Below are 24,499 nucleotides of genomic sequence, written 5' to 3' on the forward strand. Positions count from 1 at the left end.
GGATACATGAAGGACGTGAAGGACGGCGCGGCGAGTCGATCCCGGCGCACCGCGCGTCAACGGGCCGCGTGGTGCGCGACGTCCGTTTCCGCGAAGTGTTCGGCGATGCAGTGGCGCAGCCGCGGGCCGAACACGGCAGCGATGTCGTCGGCCGAGTACGGCGCAATGACGTCGTCGATGCCGAGCGCACGGTCCACTTCCTGCTGGAGTCGCGTGAAGATTCGCTGCGCGGCCCGCTCGTCGTGCAGGTACGTATTGAGCGCGGCCGCCGTCGCGTGCGCCGCCGCCGCGTCGAGCCCGTGCGCGGCGAACGCGTCGACCGACCATTCGTCCGCGTCGCGCGGCGCGTCGCGCATCGCGTCGACTTCGGCCAGCAGGGCGGACCCGTCGGCGCCGAGCGTCGCCACGCACATGCGGTCCGCCGCGGCGACGAGCTGATTCAGCCCGGCCGTCATCTGGCGCAGCACCGTGCCCGCCGGCCATTGGCGCGCCCGCGCGATCTCGGCTTCGTCCCCCTGCAGCAGCATCGCGAGATCCTCGCGCGCGATCTCGTGCGCGAGCGGGCTCGTGTGTTCGGTGGACCAATCCTCGAAACGCGCCAGCGCGTCGCGGAACGCTTGCGTGCGCGCCTGACCGGGCACCGCGTCGAGCGCGACGATCAGCGCGCGCAACTGCTGCGCCGCACGCACCGCGAACAGGTATTTCTCGGCTTCGAGCTTCAGGAACGCCGTCGCGTAGCGGTAGAAGCCGGGCTCGGCCGCGCTCGCGTCGGCGCCCGCCAGCGACGCCGGCTCGATCATCGCGCGATAGGCCTGCTCGACCATCGTCTGCGGCCCCGCGCACACCGAGTTGCGGCCGACGAGCAGGCCCGCCGCCTCGGCGATCACGTAATACGCGTCGCTGGCGAGGCACGGCGCGGCCGGATCGCCGCCCGATGCCATCCGCTTGATCAGCGAGATATGCACGATCCGGTGCATGCCGAGCGAGATCCGGTAGATGATCGACGGCACGACGGGAATGCTGTCCGGGTCGGCCGGCTGCTCGCGCCGACGGATCAGGTAGGCGGGCAGCAATTGGCACAGCTTGCTGATGAACCACAGGTCGAGCATCGACACCTCGCCGTCGTGGCCGCGCAGCCGGCAATACCCGTCGCGCAGCGTCGAGATGGTCGGCAGCACCAGGTGCCAGTGGTTTCCGAACTGCCGCAGCGACGAGATGTTCATCGGCAGCGCGTGATGAAACCGGCTGCCCTCGTACTCGCAGCGCGCGGCCTCGATCTCGATGCCGTCGCGCGATTCGGCCGGCGCGATCTCCTCGCCGAGCGGGCGAAAGAAGCTGTCGCGATAGGCGACCATCGAGCCCAGCATCGAGCGCCAGTAGAACTCCGGTTTGTCGAGCGCGCGCGGCCCGTGATAGCCGGTCGCGTACAGCGCATCGATGACGGTGAAATCAAACTCGTTCTGCATCATGGCTTCCTGAAGAGACACGGCCGCCGGCACGGCGGGCCGATAGAACGAACGGCGCGGCGACGGCGCGTCAGCGCGGCATCGACATCGGCTTGCCGGCCGTGTCGGCCGCGCGGCGCCACCGGCGCGCGAGCGCCTGCCACAGGCTCGCGAGCTCGACCCGGCAGAAGGTCCGCACGGCGCGCGGCGACCACCACCAGTAGTTCACGTTGATCGAATCGCTCAGCGATTCCACGTAGTGCCACCAGCCGGGCGGCAGGTACAGCACGTCGCCCGCCTCGAGCACGAAGTCGTGGCGCGGCGCCGACTGCACGCGCGGAAACAGCACCGGGTCCGGGTCGCTCATGTCCACCGGGCTGAAGATCACCGGCAGATCGCGGCGCTGCCGGTAATACACGTTGGCGGACTGCTCGGGCGCGAACAGCACCCAGCGCTTGCGGCCGTACACCTGCACGTTCAGGTTCTCGTGCCGGTCGAAATGCATCGGCGACGAAATCCCTTCCGGGCCGAGCCAGAAGCCCGGCCGCAACACCAGCCTGCGCCTCAGCCACTGAGGCATCCAGCCGGGAAAGCCGTGCTGCTCGTGCAGCGGCACGATGTCGTCCTTCAGCTCCGGCGCCGTCGAATAGATCGCCGCGTAGGTGATGTACGCGGTGCGGGCGCTGCCCTGCGCCTGCATCGCGCGGATCGTCGCGCCCAGGCGCGCGGTTTCGTAGCGGCGCGCGCCCAGGTAGAGGTCCGGCCGGGTCGGCGTCGGCGACAGCTGCGACGTCTCCACCGTGATCTCGTGTTCGCCGTAGCGCTCGACGAAGAAATCCGGCGTCCAGCGCGTGCGCGCGGGCCACGCGTCGATGAATCCTTCCAGCACGGCCGGATGCTTCAGTCCGGCCAGAACGTCACGCATGCTCCGGCTGCCGTCGTAGCGAATCCGCGGCATCGGCACAATCTTGCTGCCAGTCATCGTGGGGCTCCTGTCGACAGGAAAATCAGGACACCTGCCAATCGCCGTTGTGCCGAAGCACGTCGCCGGGCAGCCAGCGGATCACGCGGGTGGTGGCGCCGAGCGTGTCGAGGCGCGCGTCGATCTGGTCGAGCGTGTCGGCTTCCGCCGGCTCGCCGTTGATCCAGCCGATGTCGTCGATCTCGGCGGCGATGCCGCAGAACCCGTTCGCATACGGCGCGAACGCATGGGCGCCGGCGCGCGCGCAAAGCTCGCCGATGCCGGACGGGCCGAGCGTGATGGACGGGCCGTCGCCCGCTTCCGCGATGCGCGGCAGGCGCTGCAGGTCGGTCATCGGCAGCACCATCCAGAACGTGAACAGGCCCTGCCAGAACGGCGCCTTGCGCATCTCGCGGCAGCAGCTCAGGACCAGGTCGGGCCGGCCGCGCCGGGCGACGGACCGATCGATCACGTCCATCACCGAGCCCTTCGCGTCATCGCCGCTGTCGACGAGCAGAATCACCGAGAACTGCGGCGTCGTGACCCGGTAGCAATTGCCCCAGTTGCGCACGTCGTGCGGCGGCACGGCCGCGCCGATGGTCGGCTGCTCGCCGTAGAACGGCAGGATGTCGATCTCGATGTCGCCGATCCGCACCGTCTCGCCCCAGCCGGGCGCGAGCACCGTCTGCCCGACGTCGCGCAGCGACTGCTGCATGTCGTCCTGCGCCAGCAGCGATGCGACCGGGATGTGCGGCACGATGACCGGCACCGATCCGTCGCCGCCGTGCCGCAGGATGGTCGGGATGTGCCAATGGTCGAGATGCCCGTGCGTCACGAGCATGCCGTCGATCTGCCGGGCCAGGTTGGACGGCGCGCGATCGAGATCGGGCAGGCCGACGTTGCCGCCGATCGCGAGGCTGATCGGGTCGGTCAGCAGACGGGTGGTTTCGGATGCGATCAGCAGCGACGCGTGTTCGAGCCGCTGGATGCCGGGGCCGTCGAACGCCGGCCATGCCAGCCCCGCGTCGCCTTTCGGCCGTTCACAGCCGAGCAGGCGAGGGTCCGCGTACAGCTCGGACAGCGGCTGCCAGCGGTTGCGCTGCAGCGCGTCGCGCAGCGCATTCGCGAGCTGCGGCACGTCGCCGGCGGCGGTGTCGAGCACGATCGGCTCGCCGCCCTGCGGCGCCAGCGCGAGCGTCCAGCGGTCGCGGCGCTGATGCAGATCGTAGAGCAGCGCACGGCTCGCGATACAGCCGCCGGCCGCCACCGAATCCGGATCGAACAGTTCGGCCAGAAACGGATAGCGCGCAATCGCATCGCGCAACAGCGCGGCACAGGCGGCCGGTTCGAATTTCGCTTCCATGAATTGCTGCATGAGCGCGTCCTGCCGCTCGATCAGCAAGCCCAGATCATGCGCGCGCGAAGCCAGAATGCCTGTATTGAGGAAGACCCCCAGGCGATCATCGACTGACATGGTGTGTTTTACCCTCGGATTCTCTCGGCGAAACGCAAACGTGCTCCCGCGCGCGCCGTTACCGGGCCGCGAAATGCCGCATCGTTCCTTTATCTTTTATTGCGCGCTCGTGGCGCGAAGCGTCGATAATTATCTCGACAGTGCGGCCCGCACGCTCAATGGGCGCATGTCGGTCCAGTTGGCGCCGATCCATTCGAGGCAGGCATCCCGGTTTCCCGACGGGCCCACCGCCCGCCAGCCTTCCGGCACATGCTTGTCGTCCGGCCAGATCGCATATTGTTCCTCGTGATTGACGACCACTTTGAAAACGGCATCGTTTTGCGGCGTTTCGGCTTCCATGTCTCTCTCGTTTCAATAATCGATCACGCGTGTCACACGCACCACATAATTCGATATTTCGATAAGAACAGCGCGCCCGGCAGCACCGGGCGACGACTCAAGCACGCTAAAAATCGAAGCGAACCGACTTTACCATAATCCATCTTAAATCAATTACATTTCTATTGCATGAAAACAGGATAAATAATATTCTTCGGCAACCAATAATCCACCCAATTGTTTCATAAATATGCGAACAGATAGACGGAATATGCCTTTTCGAATAAATCGATAATCGGCCCAATTGTTTTGTATTTTGTTTGATTCGTTTTTAGGCGGAGTTCAGAAGCATGGTCTTGCTAGCCAGTACTCTCACCATTCCGCTCGCGCGCCCGACGGCGCGGCATCGGCTGCTGGTGTTCCATCACGCGTGCGGCGCGGCGGCCAATTACTATCGTTGGGGGGCGTCGTTCCCGGAAGACGTCGAGGTGTGGCTCATCGAGCTGCCCGGCCGCGGCCGGAGTCTGGGCGCTCGCGCGATCGATACGTTGCCCGAACTGATCGACTTCCTGCGCGCGCTGCGCCCGCTGTTGCCGCGCACCTATTCGGTGTTCGGCCACAGCATGGGAGCCTTGATCGCATACTGTTTCGCGTGCGACATGGCGCAACACGGGCATCCGCCCGCCTGGCTCGGCGCCTCCGGCGCCGATGCGCCGTTCTACCCGCATCGCCACGCGCACCGCGATGGCATGCCGGTCCATTTGCGCACCGACGCCGAGATCGTCGACTATGTCGTGTCGCTCGGCGGGACGCCCCGCGAAGTGGTGGAACACGACGCGCTACGAGCCATGCTGCTGAAGCTGGCCAAGGCGGATTTCCGCGTCGTCGAGCGGTTCTTCCCGCTGCCGTCCGCGACCGCGCTACCCTGCCCCGTCACGGTTTTCTCCGGCCGCGACGACACGTTGCTGAGCCCGGCCGGGCAACGTGACTGGTTGCGTGCGTCGCACCACACGGTCAATTTCCGCGAGTTCGATGGCGGGCACTTCTTTCTTTTGGACCATCCGGCCGCGGTTCGGCACGCAATCGGCCAGGCGTTGGCGCAGGCGGGGCAGCGCGACACCGATGATTGCGCGATACCCCAGCCATAGGGCGGGCGACCCGCTTGCCGTCATCGACCGTTGCGGAGATGCGCCGGGCGATCGCGACGCGCCCCGACTCGCGATCACATGCTCTTGATCGCCGTGCCTTGCGCGGTCACTTCGACGAAGTGATCCGCCGGCATCGGACGCCCGAGCAAGAAGCCCTGCAGCGAATTGCAGCCGAGCCGGGTCAGGAACTGCTGCTGCGCGGTCGTTTCCACGCCCTCCGCGACGATCTTCAGGTCGAGTGCCCGACCGAGCGCGACGATCGCGGAAATGATCGCGGCATCTTCGGTATCGTGTTCGAGATCCCGGATGAATCCCCGGTCGATCTTGAGCTCGCTGGCCGGCAAGCGCTTGAGATACAGCAAGCTCGAATAACCGGTGCCGAAGTCGTCGATCGAAATTCGCACCCCCATGTCGTGAAGCTGCTGCAGGATTCTCAGGCTGGCGTCGGCATCGCGCATCGCGGTCGATTCGGTGATCTCCAGCGTCAGGCAGTGCGGCTCCAGCGCGTGCCGCTGCAATGCGGCCTCCACGACCCGGATCAGGCTCGCGTGACCGAACTGCAACGGTGACAGGTTCACGGCCATCGTCCAGTCGGTTCGGCCCGCATCGCGCCACGCGCGCATCTGCCGGCACGCCTCGTCCAGTACCCATTCGCCGATCGGCACGATCAATCCGGTCTTTTCCGCAATCGAGATGAACTGATCGGGCGACATGAGGCCGCGCGTCGGGTGCTTCCATCGCAACAGCGCCTCGACGCCCATGATCGGTCCATCGGGCACTTCGAACTTCGGCTGGTAATGCAGGACCAGTTCATGCCGCTCCAGCGCCAGACGGAGTTCCTGCACGATTTTCAAGTGCTCGCGGACATTCGCGTTCATCGATGCCTCGAAGAAGCAGTACGCATCTCGGCCGAGCGCCTTGGCGTGATACATCGCCGCATCGGCATTGGTCATCAGCTCGCGGAAATCGCTGCCGTTGCCGGGATAGAGCGCGATACCGATGCTGGCCGACACGCGCAATTCGTGTTCGGACACGTGGAACGGCGCCCGAATCACCGCCAATACCTTGTCCGCCACGTCGGCCGCGTCGGCGGGCTCGTTCACGGCCACGACGAGCACGAACTCGTCGCCGCCCAGACGGGCAATCGTGTCCTGCGAGCGCAGGTTCGCGCCGATGCGCCGAGCCACGTCGACCAGCAACAGATCGCCGACATGATGACCATAGGCGTCGTTGACGGCCTTGAATCCGTCGAGGTCCATGAACATCAGCGCGAAACACCCGTGCTCGCGGTCGGTGCTCTGGATCGCCTGGTCGATCCGGTCTTCGAGCAGCACGCGGTTGGGGAGCTTGGTGAGGGTGTCGTGCAGTGCCAGATACGTCAGCTCCTGGTTCGCTTCGGCCAGCGAGGTCGCCAGTACCGCCGTGCGGGCTTCCAGACGCAGGTCGAGGACCGAAACGATCAGCGCGATGGCGAGTATCGCCAACGTGGCCACGACGATGACGAGCGCCAGCCCGCCGGGATCCATGCTGGAGCCGGCGGCCCCGCAGATGCTGCCCAGCGGGAACCGGGCGGCCGCCATTCCCGTATAGTGCATGCCGGCGATGGCGGCGCCCATCAGGACCGCCGCCCCCAGATTGAGCAGGCGCACGCGAGACGAAGCGGTTCGCCGAATGAATACGATCCACAGCACGGCGCCCGATGCGACGACGGCAATCGCGACCGACAGGCAGACGAGCAACGGGTCGTACCGGATACCCGGCGACATGTGCATCGACGCCATGCCCGTGTAATGCATGCCCGCTACGCCAGTCCCCATCAACATCGCGCCGCCGCCGAGCCGGTGCCATCTGAGCGTGCCCCGACAGACGAGCCACAGCGCAACCGTGGAGCAGCCGATGGCGATCAGCAACGAAAGCACCGTCATGGCCGGATCGTATCCCAGTGGAATCGGCAACGCGAAGGCCAGCATGCCGACGAAATGCATCGACCAGATGCCCGCCCCCATCACGCTGGCCGCGCCTACCAGCCACCCATGTGCGGCGCGCCCGCCGGCCGTCTTGATACGCCCGGCCATGTCCAGCACGGTGTAGGACGCCAGGATGGCGATCAGGAGCGAAAGAAGAACGAGCAACGCGTTATAACTTGTCGGCAGCATTGTTATTTACAGATCGCTTTCGATTTGGCGTAACGAGACCCCCGGCCAGCCGGGGGCTTCGCGGATTCGCGGGAAAGTTGGGCACAATCGGAAAGCGGTGTCCGAAGGAATGGACCGGTGGTGTGACGCGTCAGGCGATTCCGACGACGACCGCTTGCAGCGGCGGATCATAAACGCGCCCTCCCGTTCAGGGAAGGATTTAGCGCTGCGGGGCGCTGGAGGAGGCGGGACGGAATCAGAACGTGTGGCGAATGCCGGCCGCGAACGTGTTGCCGGTGGGGCGAGCGCTCAGCTTGTCGTAGGAGTAAATCGCGTAGATGTCCGTGCGTTTCGACAGCAGGTGGTTGTAGCCGACAGACGCGGTGTTCCGCAGGCTGCGGGCCGCTTCGGTCGGGCCGGACCGCTTCGTGCGCGCCCACTCTGCAAGCAGGAAGTCGGCCGGCGACAACGGGATCGACACACCCGCCTCGTAAGTGTGGCTGCCGGTCGGCGTACGCGCGTCGCTTGTCATCGCCCACGCGCCGTAGAGCGTGACGATCTTGAAGTCGTATGCCGCGCCCGCCAGATAGGCGTACTGCGCGCCGACCGGCCCTGCCGCGGTATAGCGCACGCGCTGGCCCGACAACACGGCCGTGAGACCGTGCCCTCGATAGTTCAAGTGAACGCCGAGGTTACCGACGCCAGGCGAGCCCGCCACGCCGCCAAGACCATAGATGACGGTGGCGCCGAACCCGTTGAAGTCCGGCGTCGTGTACTTGACGGTGTTGTTCCACACCGTATCGCCGATGATCGTCCCGCCATAGTTGGTCACGAACGTCTGCAGGACGAGTGGAGAGAAGACGGTCGAGGATCCGAACGGATTGACGACGGATTCGGCCGTATAGGCCGGGTTTCTTTGTCGCCCGAAGGTCAACTGGCCGAAGTCGCCTTGAAAGCCCACGTACGCATTGCGCGACCAGAACGGGTCCGCCGCACTGCGTCCCAGCGCGCCGTTGGCGGGTTGAAAGAAGCTTTCGAGGACGAAAATGGCGCCGACGCCGCCGCCAAGATCTTCCTTGCCGCGGATTCCCCAGAACGACGTGGTCAGCCCGCCGCTTCCCATCAGTACCGTGGACCGCGGCGTATCGCTGCGTTTGATGCTCCCGACGTAGGTGCCGATGAGGCCATAAAGCTGAACCTGGGAGCCGCTGTCTGCGTGTGCGCCGCCGGAGGTCCATACCAGACCGGCGCCGAATATCGCCGTCGCGCCGAGCGTACCGACAACGCGCCGGGCGGCCACGCGCACCACGACCTGTCGTGTCTTTTTCATTTCGGTTGTCTCCATTCATATTTTTTGAGCGGCCTTTTCCGCGGCAATCCTGTCAGCAGTACTGATGGACTACTCTTTGACGGCGGCGCTTGTTGCGAGCATGTCGCTGAAGCCACGGGCGTGACGAGCGACGAAACGCCTTCCCTCGAGGCTTCTCAGGGAAAGGCGCCGTCAGGCATGCAAGTGACTACGGGGAAATCTCTTCGAGCGAACGATTGGTCGTCTCGACCATTCGCGCGGCGACGACGAAGCCCACCGCACTGACCACGGCAAACATGACGAATACCGCGGCGATGCCTCTTCCGGTCAATACGACGCCGACGATCGCCGGCGCGGCGGCAGACGCCGCGCGCAGCCACGAAGTCGCGAGACCGGTGCCGATCGCGCGCATCCGGGTGGGATAGATTTCAGGGGTGTACAGGTACAGAAGGACCGTGGTCGTGGCCATCACCGCATAGGCCGACGATCCGAGCAACATCACGGACCACGCGCTGCCCGCGCCATGAATGCCCAGTGCGGCGAGCAGGGCCGCGCTGATGATGAAGCAGGCCATTGCCCACCGGCGGCGTCCGACCCGATCGATCAGCAGCGCGCAGGCAAGCACGCCGCACGTACTCAGGACGTTCGAGATCGACGCCATCTGAAGCGACGCTTGCAGCGGCAGATGGTAGACCGTCTTGTAGAGGCTCGGCAGCCAGTTGTTGATGCCATTGGCCACGAAATAAGCGCTCGCCCACAGCAGCCACACGACGACGGTGCGGCCCCGGTAGAACGGCGAGAACAGTTCCTTCCACGTTCCCTTCCGCTTCGACTGTCGTCCGGTCATAAGGCCCGACACGCGCGCGTCCACCTCGGCCCTTTGAGTCTGCGTGTCGAGGTTGCGCTTCGTCGTGCTGGCTTCCAGCCGCTCGATGATGCGCTCGGCCTTATCGAACCGCCCGCGTGAAACGAGCCAGCGCGGCGATTCCGGCAGGCGTGCGATCAGGATCGCGACGACCATGCCGGGAATCCCGCCGATCAGGAACATATATTCCCAACCGAAGCGCGGGACGACGAACGCACCGAGCTGCGCGGCCGCGAGCAGGCCCAACGGGAAAATCAGTTCGTACAGGATGAAGAAGCGTCCGCGGCCGTGCGCTTGAGACAGCTCGTTGATGTACGTGGCGGCCACGGGCACTTCTCCGCCCACACCGATGCCTTGCAGGAAACGCATCAGAAACAGCATGTGAAAGCTGCCGGTGAACGCGCATACGACGCTCATGGCCGACATGACGCCCACCGCAATGGTGGCGCTCGGCACGCGCCCCAGGCGCTCGGCCAGCCAGCCGAACACCAACGCGCCGACGACCTGCCCAAGATAGCCGGCAGCGATCAGCACGCCGATCTGGCCGGGAGAAAGATGCCAGAGGCCCACCAGTACGGGCAGCACGAAAGCAAGCGACAGTGCGTCGAACGCATCGAACAGGGTCGCGCTGCCCATGACGATCCGTGCCCGGGTGTGCCACGTGCAAAACGGCACGTTCTCGATGCGGAACAGCAGGTTCGCCGCCCGCAGTTGCTCGCTCATGGGACGCGTTTCGCTCGCGGATCGACCAAGGTCGACGCCGCAGGCGGTCGAAGGGGTGTTCATGCTGTCTCCTGAAAAGCTGCATTTTATGAACCTTCGGCTTGCTTCTTGTTGTGCGGCACCGGTCACGTTTCTTGGTGGTTTTCCGCGACATCGGCGCCCTTTTTATCATTTGCCGAGCCTGTCGGCGGCGGCGTGCGCGACGCGGTTTCGCGCGCCGCCCCGACTGCTCGACGCCGACGGCAAGCGGACGGCGCTGCGCCGTCGTCATCCGGCTATGGACGGGCCACGCCCGAGTCAGTCGACGAGGCCGGCCGAACGAAGCGCGTCCGCGATTTCGACGTCCGCGCCTGGCGCGAGCGGCAGCAGCGGCGAGCGCACGGTGGCGTGCTGGAGGATGCCGCGGGCCACCAGACCGTGCTTGAGCGCGACGGTGCCTTCCATGTGCGACCCGCGGTGATACACGTTACGCGTCACCGGCAGCAGGCGATCGTGAATCGCGCGGGCGGCCGCGTAGTCTTTCGCCTTGCCCGCCTTGATCAGTTCGACGAGCGGCTCGGGAGCCAGGCTGCCGTAGCCGACGAGCGCCCCGTCGACGTCGAACATCGTGTGCAGCAGATACTCGTCGTGGCAGGTGAGGATTTGCAGTTCCGGACGCTCGCGTCGGATGATCGGAATCTCGACGTCCCAGCGACGCATGTTGCGCACGCCGTTTTTCATCGCGAAGACGCCCGGTTGCGCGGCGATCTCCAGCTGCGTGTCGAGGTTGTAGGTCGCCTTGGTGGCGTCCGGGTACTGGAACAGGATGAGCGGCAGCCCGCTGCCTTCGTGGATGGCGCGGTAGCGATCCTGCGGCGCACCTTTCTGATAGCCGAAGCGCAGCCAGCCGTGCGACGGATAGACCAGACCGGCCGACGCGCCGGCCTCGACCGCGCGCTTCGCCTCTTCCACCGCCACTTCCGTGCCTTCGAGCGTGATACCGGCGATCACCGGAATCCTGCCGTCGACGGACTTCACGAAGCTTTCGATGACTTGAGCCTGTTCTTTCTGCGAGAGGAACGTGCCTTCGCCGGCGTGTCCGAGCACCGTCAGGCCTTTGACGCCTTCGATGCCGCCAAGCCACGCGCCCAGCCGTTGAATTGCCGCATGGTCCACCGCGCCCTCGCGGGTGAAAGGTGTAACGGGTGCCGGGACCAAACCGCGCAGATCGATCGCTTTCATGACGTCTCCAAATGTGAGCTTTTCCGCTCCTCTTTCCGGGAGGAGAGCCCGCCGTCCGTTTCGCATCGAACCGGAACGACGGTGCATGCGTTGCAGTGTAGGGACGCACGACCCATGCGAGAACGGCGCAATTGCGCATTTCAGCTATACTGATTTGACATATCTACGGGAGGCTTCGCGGTGGACTATGCGGCCTGGAAGCTGTTCATCGACGCGGCGGAACTCGGGAGCCTGAGCAAGACGGCCATTGCTTACGGGACCAGCCAGCCTCACATCAGCCGGCAGATCGTCGAGCTCGAGCAGTACTGCGGCGGCCGTCTGTTTCAACGGACTGGGCGCGGCGTGGTGTTGACCGAGTTGGGCGCGCGTATCGCGCCGCGTGTGAGGGCGTGGCTTGCCAGCACGGAGCAGTTGTCCAACGACATCCGCAGCACGGCGGGCGAGCCGATCGGCGTGGTCAGGCTCGGGATCCTGCCCTCCACCGCCCATCCCCTTGTCAGCACCCTTTACCATCGGCTTCGCGAGCGTTACCCGCTGGTGCAGTTACAGGTGCGCGAGGGTCAAGGAGCGTTGCTGGAAACCTGGCTGGAGAACGGCAGCGTCGATCTCGCCATCCTGTTTCGAAATAGTCCGACGCCGAGAAACGGCGACGAATATCTGGTCGAGGCCGCGACGTACCTGGTGGGGGCGGAAGGCGATCCGTTGACCAGTCAGCCCACGATCGCTTTTTCGAGGCTCGATGGCATTCCGCTGGTCTCTTTCTGCCGCCCCAATAGCTGGCGCGAGCGGCTCGAACAAATCGCGGGCGAACATCGGGTGTCGCTGAATTTCGCGGCGGAAGCCGATTCTCTCAGCCTGCAGGGGCACATCGTCGCCGATGGCGGCATTCATGCGTTGCTGGGCCCTTACGCGATCGCCAATCTCGAACGGGAATGCCGGTTGCAAGCGTCGATGGTGGTCGATCCGTCCGTGCCGCGCTTCATTGCACTTGCCATGTCGCCGCACGGCGAACTGACGCTGGCTTGCCGCACGGTCATGCAGCTCACGAAGGAAATCGCCCGGTCGCGCACGCTCTCGTCGGATCTTCGGTTGGGTGTGTCCGCCGCGTTCCTGCGGTCAATTTGAGCGGCTCGGCACAGTGCGTTCGCAGTCCGGATCGAGTGAGGATGTCGATCTCGGCGATGCGCTGCGTGTGGTCGGGCGCCGACTTGCGCGGCGAACGGCGCGGTGCGCGATTTCTCCATCCGCGCCGCCCATCTCGCGCCGACCTTTAGTACGACTTGCCGCCCACCGTCGCCGCTTCCAGTTCGCGCGTGATGATCTGCGTGCCGCCGACGTTGGCGACCGACTTGACCAGACCGACGCCCGGCGCGAGCCAGTCGTCCGCGGTCGTGTTGCTCGTCAACGCCGAGTTGGTGAAGGTCTCCGTGGTGTGATAGTGGCAAGCATTCGCGAAGACCTTGCCGTTGCGGAGGCTGACCGTTTCGCGCGCGACGTACGTCCGCTGGATCGAGACGGACGTTTGCGCGCCGCCCGACGGAACGACGGGCGTATCCACGTAATTCACCGTCTCGCTTCCCGCGAGCCCGATCGTCTCGACATAGGGCGGCGAGTTCACGTCCCGCAACACGAGCGTGCTGCCGCTGTAAACCTCGCCGCCGTAGTTCGTGCGTACGCCGTTGCCGACGAGGTAGTAGTGATTGGTCTGAATCGGCGAACCGGGCGTCGTTTCGGCCTGCTGCACGAGCGCCACGCCGTTGAACGTCGCCGGCGCGTAAGTCCGCGTGTACACGCCGTTGTCGACCGACGGGCTCTGCGACGTCGCTTGCGTATACATGTGCAACTGCACGGTATCGCCTTGCTGGTAAATCGGATCACAGTCGACGTTCGACGCGGTCGGCGAGCCCGGATTGCCGCCGGATGTGCCCGTGGTCGGCGTCCCGCCGCTGCCGCCGTTGTTGCTCGTCCCCGATCCGCCTGACGAAGCCGGCGAGGAATTGTCGTCGCCACCGCAAGCGGTGAGCGCGAGGCAGGTCAATGCGATCAGTGCAACGGCTTTCATCGGGATCACCTTCCAAACGAACGGGACGAACGAAGCCCGTACGCGCGAATCACGCCGCGCGCACCGACCATCAAGAATCAAGAATCAAGAATCAAGAATCAAGAATCAGAAATCGGGAGTCGGCCGGCGGCCGGCGGCCTCCGCCGGCCCGGCGACGTCAATTGACCTGCAGTTGCCCACCGCGGCCCAGTCCGCCCTTGACGTCCTGCGCCTTGTAGCTGCGCAGCGCGACGACCATCTTGTTGTAGGCGTCGATGAACGCGACGACCGTCGCCTTGCCTTCCGGCGTCGACGAGAAGCCCGCCAGCGCGCCGCCCACCCCGCCGCCGAAGCCGCCCAGCGCCGCACCGTAGTTGGTCGCCGTCGAGCTGCCTTCCGACGCCGCGATCTGCACCGCCGAGCGCACGTCGAACAGCGTCAGCGTCACCACCGACGCCTTCGTCTGCAGGTGGCCCGCCACCGCCGCCACCGCGCTGTTGCCGATCAGCCCGCCGATCATGCTGCCGATCCCGCCGATCGGCGAATCGTTGATCACGATCTGCGGTTCCATGTAGTAGTCGGCCGCGACGCGCTGGCCCTTCTGCTGCTTCGAGCCCGCGCGGTATTCGCCCGAGTTGCGCTGCAACTGCGTGATGCGCGACAGGCGCGCGTCGCTCTTCTGGTTGCCGATCGACGTGATCACGAAGCAGTTCGACTGCTGCACCGCCAGCCGCAGCAGCGGATCGATGCTCGTCACCTTGGTCGCGCTGCCGAACTGGCCCCACCAGTCGGCGTTGCGGCCGTCGTCGACCGCGATCGTGCCGAGCGGCGACGGGCAGCGCTGCAGTTGCGAATCGGCACCGGCGCTCGCGCCGCCGGCCGCCGCGCCCGTCACGCCGGCGTTCTGCCCGCCGGGCGTCACCACGCCGCCGCAACCCGCGACGGCCGCGCCAAGCGCTGCAACCAGCGCGCCTTGAGTGAGACGTTGGGAAAGGTTGGTCTTCATGTCGTTATCGATCGATTAGCGTCGTTGTTCGGCTTATGTGTTCGTGCGAACTTCGATAAGCCCCCCGGCGTGGCGCGCGATGGTGGTCTCCCCGCTGCCGCCCCGTTGCTCGATACCCGGTCAGTAGTACCAGTACGTCTGCTGCCAGACGCCGTAGTACGGATAGCCCGAGTACCAGTAGCCGTAATAGACGTCACGCCATTGCGTGCGCCATTTCCAGTCTTCTTCGTCTTCCTTCTTGGCCTTGCGTGCAAGGTCGAGCAGCTTCTTCGATTCCTTGTCGCCGCGGCCGGCCGCGATCGACAGCCACTTCTCCGCTTCGCGCGCATCCGAGCCCATTTCCTCGAGACCGAACAGGTAGAAACTGCCGAGCGCCTTCTGCGCGTTCAGGTCGCCGCGTTCGGCGGCCTCGCGCATCCACTTGAGCGCCTGGTAGCTGTCCTGGCGCACGCCGTCGCCGCGGAAATAGCGCAGGCCGAGGTCGTAGGCGGCCTTCGGCTGGGTCTTCGCGGTTTGCTTGAGCGCGGCGATGCGTGGATCGTCCCGGTCTTCCGCATCGTCCCTTTTTTGATAGGAGACCTGATCTTTAGGGCGATAGGAACAACCTGTGTCGTCGCAGATCCGTACCGTGCCGGCGGTAACCGACGGATCCTGCGCGCACGCAGCCAGCAGCAACAGCAGCCCCGGTGCGAGTAAACGGCGATACATGGGTACTTTCCTCACGTTTCATTGGCGCCGTATTGCTTCGCGCGCTCGCCCGCGAGCATGCCCCCGGCGGGGCGACGCGCAGCGAAGACGTTCCGCGGGCTCGCACACCGAGGCTCTCTCAGGTTCTCTTTTCGGCTTGAAACATCGTTGCAGCGTCCGATGCGGCGGAAAGCAGCAAGCGGGACGCAGCCCCGTGTTCCGCCTCCTGAATCCCCGCAATACTGATCGATGCTTTCTGGATTCAAATGATACATATCGGTCTATCCAATAGTCAAGATGACTTGATGACCGGCGCCGCACGCGAAGATCGCCGGGCGACAATGCGATCCGACCGCGCCGGGAGGCCGATTTCGTCGAACAGCATGATGCTAGAATAATCGGTCTATGCTGCTGAAACATCGAGGAGGAAGCCGTTCGTGCGAGCCAACAAACGCCAGCTGGTGGTAGACAAAGCGACCGAACTGTTCTCCAGGCACGGATTCCATCCGGTGGGCGTCGACTGGATCATCGACGATTCCGGTGTCGCCCGCATGACGCTGTACCGGCATTTTGCGAGCAAGGACGAGCTGATCCGCGAAGTGCTGGTCCAGCGCTACGACCTGATCGTCGGCAGCATCGCCGCGCAATTGCAGCACGTCGCCGATCCGGTCGAGCGCGTCAAGACCATCTTCGACTGGTACGCGGCGTGGTTCAGGACACCCGAATTTGCCGGCTGCCTGTTCGAGCGCGCGCTGGCCGAATTCGGCACCGCTTATGCGCCGATCTCGGACGTCGCGATCCGCTATCGCCGCAAAATGGTCGAATGGATCGCGGAACTGATCGAGGCGCTCGTACCGCCCGAAACCGCCAACCGGCTGGCAACGGTCTTCATGATGCTGCTGGACGGCGCCACGGTCGAGGCACGGGCGTTCAACGATTCCGCTGCTGCCGCGCGCGCGTGGCAAGCCGCGCACGCCCTTCTCCAACAGGCGATGCACGCGACGGTTCCGGCCGCCGACGGTGCGGCTAGCCCGACGTAACGCAGGTCGCGCGCCGTCGTATTGCAGGCAAACCGTCGGTGGGAAGGCGCCGGGCAAGGTCGACGCAGGCGACATCGCGAAGTCGAACGGGCCGTAACGCCCGCCCGGGCCGCCAGTGCGCGACGCGCCCGACCAGGCACGGCGATTGCGCCTGCTGGACTCCCGGGAGGCCGCGATCATGAACGACAACGATTTTCTCCAGCCGGAGCCGACGGAGCCCGCCCCGAATGCGGCCACGTGGGTCCGGCGTCTCGGTCCCGGCCTCGTCACCGGCGCCGCCGACGACGACCCTTCCGGCATCGGCACGTATTCGCAGGCGGGTGCGCAGTTCGGCTTCGAATTGCTGTGGGCGCTGCTGTTGACGTACCCGCTGATGACGGCCATCCAGCTGGTCAGCGCGAGAATCGGCCGCGTGACGGGCAAGGGTCTCGCGTCCAACATGCGCACGCACTATCCGCGATGGCTGCTGTACGGGACGGTCGTGCTGCTGATCACGGCCAACGTGATCAACATCGCCGCCGACCTGTCGGCCATGGGCGCGGCCGTCAATTTGTTGCTGCCCGGCCCGCAACAGCTCTACATCGTGTGCCTGGGCGGCGTGTCGGTCGTGCTGCAGGTGTTCGTTCCGTACGACCGCTACGCGCGATTGCTCAAATGGACCGCGCTGACGCTGCTGGCGTATGTCGCGGTCGCCCTCATCGTGCCCGTCAGCTGGGCCGAGGTCGGCCGCGCGATCGTGCAGCCCCATGCGCAACTGACCGCCGCTTATCTGACCACGGTCGTCGCGGTGCTCGGCACGACCATCAGCCCGTATCTGTTTTTCTGGCAGGCGTCTCAGGAAGTCGAGGAATTGCGCGCCGCGCCGAACCAGCGGCCGCTGCGACGCATGCCGCGTCAGGCGCCCGCGCAGTTGCGCCGGATCAGCTTCGATACGTGGTTCGGCATGGGCGTCTCGAACGTGATTGCGTTCTTCATCGTGCTGACGGCGGCGGCCACGCTGAACGCGCATCACATCGACGTCAAGACTTCCGCGGACGCCGCGCGGGCGCTCGAGCCGGTTGCCGGTCACTTCGCGTACGTGCTGTTCGCGCTCGGCATCGTCGGCACCGGCCTGCTGGCGCTGCCGGTGCTCGCGGGATCGGCCGCGTATGCGGCGGCCGGCACGTTCCGCTGGCGCAACAGTCTCGCGTTGCAGCTGGGCGTCGCGCCCGAATTCTATGCGGTGATCGTGTTGGCGATCGTCGGCGGAATCGCGTTCACGTTCACGCATTTCGACCCGATCCGCGCGCTTTACTGGAGCGCCGTCATCAACGGGGTAAGCGCCGTGCCGATCATGGTCGTGATGATGCTGATGGCGCGAAGCAGACGCGTCATGGGGGAGTTCGCCGTCAGCGGCACGCTTGCGTGGGGCGGATGGATCGCGACGCTCGCGATGGCGATCGCGGCGCTGGGCGTGTTCGTACCGGGATAAAGCCTGCGGCGCGGTTGGCACGGCTCGCTGCGCTCACTCCAGTTCGCCCCTGTTTATCGCCGTGCCGACCGCATTGCGCAGCACGTCCGCGAGCCGCTGGTTTTCGTCGATGCGGGCCTGTTCGATCGCGACGTCCTCGGCGTTGCCCGTGCGGCGCGCCCATTCCTGGCGCTCGCGCGCAAAGATCATGCGCTCGTGAACCGCGCGGATGGCCCCCCATATCGCATCCTCCGCTTTCCGGGCCTCGGCGTCGTCGAGTGAAAGCACGGAGAACGCATGCCCGGTATGGCATCGATATCGCAACGGCCGTTCGTCGCGCATGCGCCAGAGCACGCCGTTGCAACTGGGGCACGTGAGGGCGGAACGCGTCCCGATCTCGTCAAGCAGTCCCGGGTCGACGAGGCCGTCCTCTGCTATCCGGCTCTCATGGTCCAGGTCGCGCAAGTCTGCCATTTTCCGCTGCTCCTTCACACATGCGCCGTAGACCGCTGCATGAATGGTCCCCGGCAGTTCCCCGGCTTTTGCGACCGCATCGGCTCCCGTCGCGGCCAGCGCGCTGCGCGGCATCGACGGCGCTTCGCATTCGTCGGGGTCCTGAACGATACCGTAGCCGCCCCGTGCGCGAATCGCCGCCAGGCCGGCCGCGCCGTCATCGAGATCGCCGCTGAGGACGACGCCGATCGCACCGGCGCCATATTCGCGGGCGGCAGACCGGAACAGCGGATCGGCGGCCGGTCGGGCGAAGTTCTCGGCCGCGGTATCGAGCAGCCATAGATTTCCGTCACGCACGATCATGTGCCGGTCGGGCGGCGCCACGTAAATTCTGCCCGCTTGCGGCGGTTCCCCTTGTAGCGCCACGCTCGCATCCAGCGTACCCCATCGCGACAGCAGCTCCGGCAACATCGTCCGATGTCGACCAATATGCTGCACGATGCAAATCGGCACCGGAAAATCCGCGGCGACGCCGGCCACCAGCGTCCGGAGGACCGGGAGACCGCCTCGGGACGATGCGATTACGACGATATCTCGACGATCCATAGACCCCCCTTTGCGGAGATAGCCGCAAATCGGGTTCCTGAACCGGGATTCCGCCACGGGCGGCCCCGCATGCCGCAATGCGGGTCGAATGGCGATTGCCGGAAACGCCGCCGTGGCCAGCCGCGCCCGAACGACCCGCGACGCACGCGCGGGCCGTCGGCCGTCATCGGGTGTCCCGACGCGCGTCGCCGAGTGCCGCGAGCAACATCCCGAAATCGAGCGGTTTTGACAGATGGCTGTCGAAGCCGGCTTCCGCCGCGGCCCGGACATCGTCCTGGCGATTGCGGCCGGTCAGCGCAACGGTCCGGAGCGTGGCCCATCGGGGATCGGCCTTGATGCGGCGAAGCAACTCGTAGCCGTCCATGTCGGGAAGCCCGATGTCGGACACGATCGCATCGACGGACGCCTCCTGCAGCATCGCCAACGCCGCGGCTCCGTTTTTCGCGGTCTGGACCACCGCCCCCGCCAGTTCCAGCAGCGCGGTGAGCGACATCGCCGTCTCCTCATCGTCCTCGACCAGCAGCACGCGCAGGCCGGCGATATTCCCCTCCGGCACGCCGCCGCCCGCTGGCACGGCGCGCTCGATCGGTGCGGCCGGCAGCCATACCGTCATCGTGGTGCCGGACCCCAGGCCAGCGGACGTCGCGGCGATCCGGCCGCCGTGCATTTCGACGAGTTGCCGAACGAGCGCCAGCCCGATACCGAGACCGCCGCGGGTCCGGTCGCGCGGCGCCTGCCGGAACATATCGAAGACATGCGGCAGCGTATCTTCGTCGATCCCCTGCCCGTCGTCGATCACGTCGACACGCAGCATCTTGCCCTCATGCGCGAGACGCACGACGATCTCGCCGTGCGGCTGCGTGTACTTGAGTGCATTGGACATCAGGTTCCAGAAGATCTGCTCGCATCGCACCGAATCGGCAAGCGCGATGGCCGGCTCCGTCGGCAGCTCCGTTTGCAGGATCAGGCCGCGCGCGTGCACGTCGAGCTCGCAGGTATCCGTGATGCTGCGCAACATCGCCGTCAGATCGACCCGGCCCAGCTCGAGCGCGAGCTTGCCGGTCTGGATGCGCGACAGATCGAGCAGGTCGTCGATGATCTGCGCCTGTGCGCGCACGGCCTGCCGAATCGAATCCGCGGCGTCGCGCACGGCGGGAATGTCACGCGTCTCCGGCAGGCGCGGCAGCATTTCCGACTTGACGCCGATCAGGTTGAGCGGATGCCGCAGCTCGTGGGACAACACCGCAATGAACTCGTCCTTCAGCTGACTCGAACTGAGCGCCTGCTCGCGTGCCGCCTGTTCCCGCGCCAGCGCTTCGCGGTTCGCGTCGTCGCTCTGCTTGCGCAGCGTCATGTCGCGCACGATCTTCGCGAAGCCGTTGAACGACGTATCGGAAATCGGCGTGACGACGCCGCTACAGAAAATCCGCCGTCCGTCCTTGGTCCGGTGCCAGCGCTCGTCGTCCGCGCGCCCTTCGCGGGTCGCGATGTCACGCTCGCGCGTCGGCACGAGCGCCTGTCGGTCGCTCGGCTCGTAGATCAGATCCACGTCCTGGCCGATCATCTCTTCTTCCGTATAGCCGAAGATGCGTTCCGCACCGGCGTTCCAGCTCACGATGGACCCGTTGCCGTCCTGGATGATGATCGCGTAGTCCTTGGTCGATTGCGCGACCAGACGCAGGCGCTGCTCGCCTGCCCGCGCCGCCTCTTCCGCGTGATGCCGGTCGGTGATGTCGATCAGCGTGATCACCGCGCCGTCGATGTGATCGTCCGCCGTCCGATAGGGCAGCAACCGCATCAGATACCACCGGCCAGCCTCGCTCTCGATCTCGCGCTCGATCAGCCGCAGCGACTGAAACGACTGCCGGACGTCGTCTGCCAGCGTCGGATACCGCAGTGCGTGGGTAATATGAAATAGCGACCTGCCCAGGTCCGTATCGATCAGATTGAAAATCGCGGTGGCGTTGGGCGTAAACCGCTTGACCCGGATTTCCTTGTCGACGAACACGGTCGCGATCTCGCTCGACGCGATGATGTTGTGGAGGTCGTCGTTCGCTTTCGCGGTGTCTTCGATCCTTGCCTGCATTTCGGCGTTGGCCGTCGTCAACTCCTCGTTGACCGATTGCAGTTCCTCCTTGCTGCTTTCCAGCTCCTCGCTCGTGGAGCGCAACTCTTCGTTGATCGCCTGCAGCTCCTCGTTCGACGCCTTCAATTCCTCGACGGACGTTTCGTACTGCTCGATGATCGTCGCGAGTTGCTCGCGGCTGTGCTGCAGCTCCTGTTCGAGCTGGGCCAGAACCGGGTCCTGCCCGCTCGTCTCGACCTGGTCCTCCTCGGTCATGCGGCCGGCCACCTCGTCAAACACGATGAGCAGGAATTCCGCATTCGCGACCTTGTCGTGAAACGGCCTGACCGTCATGTTGATCCACGACACGCGGGCATCGTGTGCCCATTTCACCCGGCGCGCCTCGACGCTCGTGCCCGTTTGCAGCGCACGGAAAATCGCGGTGCGCAGATCGAGCCGCAGATCCGGCAGCACCAGCGTCATGATGTTGCTCGACAGCTCGCCGCCAACGTGCCGCAGGAACCGGCCCGCGTTATCCGACAGATGAACGACGTTCGATTCCTTGTCGATGATGACGCTCGGCGGCGAATACGTTTCGAGCGCGCGCTGATGGAGCTTCGAATAGGAGAAGTTGCGTTGGGCCGGGCTGGCCGGCACGCGCAACGGCGGCTGCGGCGCGGCCCGCTCGTCGGATGCGCCGGATTCGACCTGGAACAGCGGCGGAAAGCCCGTGGCCGGCTTCGCGCGATGCGTGACGACGCGTGCGCGGTAGATCCGGCGTTTCTTGTCCACGACGACAAACAGATCGTCCGCCGCGTCGGCGGACTCCGCGGTGCCGAGGAACAGATAGCCGTTGGGGCGCAACGCGAAATGGAACAGCTCCAGGATTTGCCGCTGCACCGCCCGCTCGAGATAGATCAGCACGTTGCGGCACGAGATCAGGTCGAGATGCGAGAACGGCGGATCGCGCAGCAGGCTGTGCGCCGCGAACAGGATACGTTCGCGTACCGCCTTCGCGATCACGTAGTGCGCGCCTTCTCGCGTGAAATACCGCTGCAGCAGCGGGGCGGGCACGTCGCTCGCGATCGACAGCGGCTAGGAACCGGTCCGCGCGCGGACGATCGCCGCTTCGTCGATATCGGTCGCGAAGACCTGGATGGCCTGGCTCGACATCGCGGCCTCACGCGCCCGCGCCAGCAGCAGCGAGATCGAGTACGCCTCTTCGCCCGTCGCGCATCCGGCCACCCACACGCGTACCTGCTCCTCGCCGGACTCCGACGCGAACAACGAGCCGATCACTTCCCGTTCGAGGAAATCGAAGGCTTCGCGGTCGCGGAAGAACTGGGTCACGCCGATCAGCATGTCCGCCAGCAGCGCGTTCGCTTCTTCCGGCGTGGCCCGCAAGAAATCCCGATACGCGAGGAGATCGCGCTGGCCGTTGACCTGCATGCGCCGCTCGATACGTCGCAGCACGGTCGCCCGCTTGTACAGCCTGAAATCGTGGCCGGTGCGTACCCTCAGGTGCATCAGAATGTCGGAGAGCGCCCGTTCGGGATCGTTGACCGTCGGCCGATCGACGTTGTGCAGCGATTGCGCGAATTCGAGGCTTTGCTGTTCGATGCGGCGCGCATTCGACCAGAGTTCGAGCAACCGTTGCGGCATCTCGGCCGCCGGCAGCACGATATCGACGCGCGCCATCGCAATCGCGTGCTGCGGCATCTCCGCGTGCTCGGCGTCGTCCGGCGTTTGCGCGAGCGTGATGCCGCCCGCCTCCTTGATGCGGCTCAAGCCCGCGGCGCCGTCGGAGCCGGTGCCGGACATCACGATGCCGACCGCGCGCCAGTCGTGCGCGTCCGCCAGCGTCCGAAAGAAGTGGTCGATCGTGAACGGAACCTCGTCGGACGGGTCACGGCTGCGGCAACGAAGGCAACCGTCCGACATCTCGAGCTGCATGCCCGGTGCGATCACGTAGATATGGTTTTTCTCGATCGGTACCGTGGACGTCACCTGATGCACCGGCATGCCCGTCGTGCGCTGCAGGACGGCGTCCATATGACTGACCTGTTCCGGCGCGAGATGGACGACGACGACGAACGCCATGTCCATGCCCGTCGGCGCGCTCTCGAAAAAGGTCTGCAAGGCCATCGTGCCGCCTGCCGACGCACCGATGCCCACTACCGGAAACGACAGATCGCTCTTCAACGTCGCGGGCGATGGAGGCCGCTCCTTGTGCGTAGGCGCTTGCCGTGCCATTGAATTCTCCTGATGGTGTTGCGGAACATGATGCGCCAGGCGCCGATCGGTGCCGGGTCGCATCGCCCTCGTCCGGCCGTCCCACGATCCCGCTGGCGATACTTCCCTTCGCTTCCATGCGCATTGTACGGCACCGGAAAGCGCGACCGGGCGCCTGACGCGAGGCTTGCAACCCTCGTGCGGCGGAGCGCCACGCCCGCACGCGGGTGTGTCGCCGGAACGTCATTCGTGCCGACATACCATTTCCGTCGGTTGGCGCAACACGATGCCTCCCGCCGATCCCCACCGGGAACGAATCGTGCTCGTGCGTCGGCCCGTCGGATTCAATTTATCTCCTTTGACGGATGCCGTATTACCGGCGAATATTCGCGTCGATCAAGTGGTTAGTACCGCTCAAAAACAAGACGAAACGATGCTCGCCCACGCAATCGGGGACGTTACGCTGCTTCGCCAACAGATACTGAATCGAAGGGGAAGAAATGACGCCGTTTTCCCAGGATGTGAGCAAGCAAACCGCCGCCGTCTCCAAGGCAGCCACGCCGTCGCCCGTTTTCTGGAAAGCGGGGCCGATCGTCGAAGCCACTCCGCCGGAGCCGAAATCCGCGACGCCGGACCTCCGCGATTTCTTCGCCGCCGCCGCGCTGCAAGGCTTGCTGTCGCGCGACGCCGGGCGCAACGTGTCGACGATCGCCGACTACGAATCGAAGCGCGCGGTCAGCGCCTATCGGCTCGCCGACGAAATGCTGAAAGCGCGCTGAACACGGGCTGCCACGATCGTCCGGACGCTGACACTCGGGCCGTTCAGTTGCCGCCCAACCGCAACGCCATCGCGCCGATCGGCCCCGCCAGCAACACGGCATTCAGCCCGACGACGACGGCAGTCGCGCCAAGCGCGGCGCAGCGCGCGATACGTCCGCTCGCGAAGGCGCCCATGACGTCACGCCGCCCGCAGAAGTAAATCAGCGCCAGCATCGGCACCGGCAGGACGACGGACAGCACGACCTGGCTGATCACGAGCGCCTGCATCGAATCGACGCCCATCCCGACGACGACGAACGCGGGCGCCATCGTGACGAGCCTGCGCAGCCAGACCGGAATCCGGAACCCGACGAAGCCCTGCATGATCATCTGCCCGGCCATCGTGCCGACGACGGAACTCGAGATGCCGGCGCTCATCAGCGACACGAGAAAGCAGGTCGCGGCGGCCGGGCCGAGCAACGGGGTGAGCATCCGGTACGCCGCTTCGATTTCCACGACATCGCGATGGTCGGCATGAAACGCCGCGCTCGCGCCCGCTGT

Annotated in this window: 17 protein-coding genes and 2 pseudogenes; 5 read left to right on the plus strand and 14 right to left on the minus strand. The window is 65.5% G+C overall.

Going from position 1 to position 24,499, the window contains the following annotated elements:
- Positions 1-56: 56 nt before the first annotated feature.
- The 4 genes from JYG37_RS33480 to JYG37_RS33495 all read right to left on the minus strand — a co-directional run bounded on the left by JYG37_RS33480 (position 57) and on the right by JYG37_RS33495 (position 4,219).
- The gene (locus tag JYG37_RS33480) at positions 57-1,466 is read right to left on the minus strand and encodes a hypothetical protein (protein ID WP_089490460.1); all 1,410 of its coding nucleotides are present in this window, start codon (positions 1,464-1,466) and stop codon (positions 57-59) included.
- 70 nt (positions 1,467-1,536) lie between these two features.
- The gene (locus JYG37_RS33485; protein ID WP_050016058.1) at positions 1,537-2,427 is read right to left on the minus strand and encodes a cupin-like domain-containing protein; all 891 of its coding nucleotides are present in this window, start codon (positions 2,425-2,427) and stop codon (positions 1,537-1,539) included.
- Positions 2,428-2,452: 25 nt separating this feature from the next.
- Entirely contained in the window at positions 2,453-3,781 is a 1,329-nt protein-coding gene (locus JYG37_RS33490) for an MBL fold metallo-hydrolase (RefSeq protein WP_235356261.1), read from the minus strand.
- A gap of 228 nt (positions 3,782-4,009) precedes the next feature.
- On the minus strand, positions 4,010-4,219 hold the full coding sequence (locus tag JYG37_RS33495; protein WP_050016062.1) for an MbtH family protein: 210 nt from the start codon (positions 4,217-4,219) through the stop codon (positions 4,010-4,012).
- 329 nt (positions 4,220-4,548) lie between these two features.
- Between JYG37_RS33495 and JYG37_RS33500 the strand changes: the two genes are divergently transcribed.
- Complete coding sequence (locus tag JYG37_RS33500; protein WP_089490238.1) at positions 4,549-5,346, plus strand: thioesterase II family protein; 798 nt, start codon at positions 4,549-4,551, stop codon at positions 5,344-5,346.
- Positions 5,347-5,420: 74 nt separating this feature from the next.
- Here the strand turns inward: JYG37_RS33500 and JYG37_RS33505 are convergent, their stop codons facing one another.
- The 4 genes from JYG37_RS33505 to JYG37_RS33520 form a co-directional block, all read right to left on the minus strand.
- The gene (locus JYG37_RS33505) at positions 5,421-7,502 is read right to left on the minus strand and encodes a putative bifunctional diguanylate cyclase/phosphodiesterase (RefSeq protein WP_089490237.1); all 2,082 of its coding nucleotides are present in this window, start codon (positions 7,500-7,502) and stop codon (positions 5,421-5,423) included.
- A gap of 235 nt (positions 7,503-7,737) precedes the next feature.
- Positions 7,738-8,811, minus strand: a complete 1,074-nt coding sequence (locus JYG37_RS33510; RefSeq protein ID WP_124639521.1) for a porin — start codon at positions 8,809-8,811, stop codon at positions 7,738-7,740.
- Between the two features lie 187 nt (positions 8,812-8,998).
- Entirely contained in the window at positions 8,999-10,441 is a 1,443-nt protein-coding gene (locus JYG37_RS33515; protein ID WP_089490236.1) for an MFS transporter, read from the minus strand.
- 234 nt (positions 10,442-10,675) lie between these two features.
- Entirely contained in the window at positions 10,676-11,599 is a 924-nt protein-coding gene (locus JYG37_RS33520) for a dihydrodipicolinate synthase family protein (RefSeq protein ID WP_213346780.1), read from the minus strand.
- Positions 11,600-11,779: 180 nt separating this feature from the next.
- Between JYG37_RS33520 and JYG37_RS33525 the strand changes: the two genes are divergently transcribed.
- Entirely contained in the window at positions 11,780-12,724 is a 945-nt protein-coding gene (locus JYG37_RS33525; protein WP_124639517.1) for a LysR family transcriptional regulator, read from the plus strand.
- Between the two features lie 145 nt (positions 12,725-12,869).
- On the opposite strand, the gene JYG37_RS33530 is transcribed toward JYG37_RS33525, so the two are convergent.
- The 3 genes from JYG37_RS33530 to JYG37_RS33540 all read right to left on the minus strand — a co-directional run bounded on the left by JYG37_RS33530 (position 12,870) and on the right by JYG37_RS33540 (position 15,354).
- The gene (locus tag JYG37_RS33530; protein WP_050016071.1) at positions 12,870-13,661 is read right to left on the minus strand and encodes a hypothetical protein; all 792 of its coding nucleotides are present in this window, start codon (positions 13,659-13,661) and stop codon (positions 12,870-12,872) included.
- 157 nt (positions 13,662-13,818) lie between these two features.
- Positions 13,819-14,646, minus strand: a complete 828-nt coding sequence (locus JYG37_RS33535) for a hypothetical protein (protein WP_124655273.1) — start codon at positions 14,644-14,646, stop codon at positions 13,819-13,821.
- A gap of 120 nt (positions 14,647-14,766) precedes the next feature.
- Positions 14,767-15,354, minus strand: coding sequence for a tetratricopeptide repeat protein (locus JYG37_RS33540; protein WP_089490233.1), 588 nt, complete (start codon positions 15,352-15,354; stop codon positions 14,767-14,769).
- A 416-nt stretch (positions 15,355-15,770) separates the two neighbouring features.
- On the opposite strand from JYG37_RS33540, the gene JYG37_RS33545 reads away from it, so the two are divergent.
- Together JYG37_RS33545 and JYG37_RS33550 are read left to right on the plus strand one after the other, a co-directional pair.
- A complete protein-coding gene (locus JYG37_RS33545) occupies positions 15,771-16,373 on the plus strand; it encodes a TetR/AcrR family transcriptional regulator (RefSeq protein ID WP_124632015.1) in 603 nt (200 codons plus the stop codon).
- A gap of 178 nt (positions 16,374-16,551) precedes the next feature.
- The gene (locus JYG37_RS33550; protein WP_089490232.1) at positions 16,552-17,844 is read left to right on the plus strand and encodes an NRAMP family divalent metal transporter; all 1,293 of its coding nucleotides are present in this window, start codon (positions 16,552-16,554) and stop codon (positions 17,842-17,844) included.
- Between the two features lie 33 nt (positions 17,845-17,877).
- On the opposite strand, the gene JYG37_RS33555 is transcribed toward JYG37_RS33550, so the two are convergent.
- Together JYG37_RS33555 and JYG37_RS33560 are read right to left on the minus strand one after the other, a co-directional pair.
- Positions 17,878-18,882 carry a chemotaxis protein CheB gene (locus JYG37_RS33555; protein WP_050016084.1) on the minus strand — a complete coding sequence of 335 codons (1,005 nt, stop codon included), beginning with the start codon at positions 18,880-18,882 and terminating at the stop codon, positions 17,878-17,880.
- Positions 18,883-19,045: 163 nt separating this feature from the next.
- Positions 19,046-23,200 (minus strand): annotated as a pseudogene (locus tag JYG37_RS33560) (CheR family methyltransferase).
- Positions 23,201-23,679: 479 nt separating this feature from the next.
- On the opposite strand from JYG37_RS33560, the gene JYG37_RS33565 reads away from it, so the two are divergent.
- Positions 23,680-23,958: a hypothetical protein gene (locus tag JYG37_RS33565; protein WP_089490231.1), complete on the plus strand. Its 279-nt coding sequence runs from the start codon at positions 23,680-23,682 to the stop codon at positions 23,956-23,958.
- Positions 23,959-24,001: 43 nt separating this feature from the next.
- Here JYG37_RS33565 and JYG37_RS33570 read toward each other — a convergent pair.
- Positions 24,002-24,490: pseudogene (locus tag JYG37_RS33570) on the minus strand (Nramp family divalent metal transporter); the annotation flags it as partial.
- Positions 24,491-24,499 lie beyond the last annotated feature (9 nt).

Source organism: Burkholderia sp. LAS2, assembly GCF_018417615.1.
Classification (GTDB): Bacteria; Pseudomonadota; Gammaproteobacteria; order Burkholderiales; family Burkholderiaceae; genus Burkholderia; species Burkholderia sola.

Excerpts from the sequence above, each read along its gene's own strand:
- JYG37_RS33520 (WP_213346780.1), bottom strand. The coding sequence starts at position 11,599 with ATGAAAGCGATCGATCTGCGCGGTTTGGTCCCGGCACCCGTTACACCT.
- JYG37_RS33515 (WP_089490236.1), bottom strand. The coding sequence starts at position 10,441 with ATGAACACCCCTTCGACCGCCTGCGGCGTCGACCTTGGTCGATCCGCG.
- JYG37_RS33540 (WP_089490233.1), bottom strand. The coding sequence starts at position 15,354 with ATGTATCGCCGTTTACTCGCACCGGGGCTGCTGTTGCTGCTGGCTGCG.
- JYG37_RS33550 (WP_089490232.1), top strand. The coding sequence starts at position 16,552 with ATGAACGACAACGATTTTCTCCAGCCGGAGCCGACGGAGCCCGCCCCG.
- JYG37_RS33565 (WP_089490231.1), top strand. The coding sequence starts at position 23,680 with ATGACGCCGTTTTCCCAGGATGTGAGCAAGCAAACCGCCGCCGTCTCC.
- JYG37_RS33495 (WP_050016062.1), bottom strand. The coding sequence starts at position 4,219 with ATGGAAGCCGAAACGCCGCAAAACGATGCCGTTTTCAAAGTGGTCGTC.
- JYG37_RS33480 (WP_089490460.1), bottom strand. The coding sequence starts at position 1,466 with ATGCAGAACGAGTTTGATTTCACCGTCATCGATGCGCTGTACGCGACC.
- JYG37_RS33500 (WP_089490238.1), top strand. The coding sequence starts at position 4,549 with ATGGTCTTGCTAGCCAGTACTCTCACCATTCCGCTCGCGCGCCCGACG.
- JYG37_RS33485 (WP_050016058.1), bottom strand. The coding sequence starts at position 2,427 with ATGACTGGCAGCAAGATTGTGCCGATGCCGCGGATTCGCTACGACGGC.
- JYG37_RS33490 (WP_235356261.1), bottom strand. The coding sequence starts at position 3,781 with ATGCAGCAATTCATGGAAGCGAAATTCGAACCGGCCGCCTGTGCCGCG.
- JYG37_RS33555 (WP_050016084.1), bottom strand. The coding sequence starts at position 18,882 with ATGGATCGTCGAGATATCGTCGTAATCGCATCGTCCCGAGGCGGTCTC.
- JYG37_RS33510 (WP_124639521.1), bottom strand. The coding sequence starts at position 8,811 with ATGAAAAAGACACGACAGGTCGTGGTGCGCGTGGCCGCCCGGCGCGTT.
- JYG37_RS33530 (WP_050016071.1), bottom strand. The coding sequence starts at position 13,661 with ATGAAAGCCGTTGCACTGATCGCATTGACCTGCCTCGCGCTCACCGCT.
- JYG37_RS33505 (WP_089490237.1), bottom strand. The coding sequence starts at position 7,502 with ATGCTGCCGACAAGTTATAACGCGTTGCTCGTTCTTCTTTCGCTCCTG.
- JYG37_RS33535 (WP_124655273.1), bottom strand. The coding sequence starts at position 14,646 with ATGAAGACCAACCTTTCCCAACGTCTCACTCAAGGCGCGCTGGTTGCA.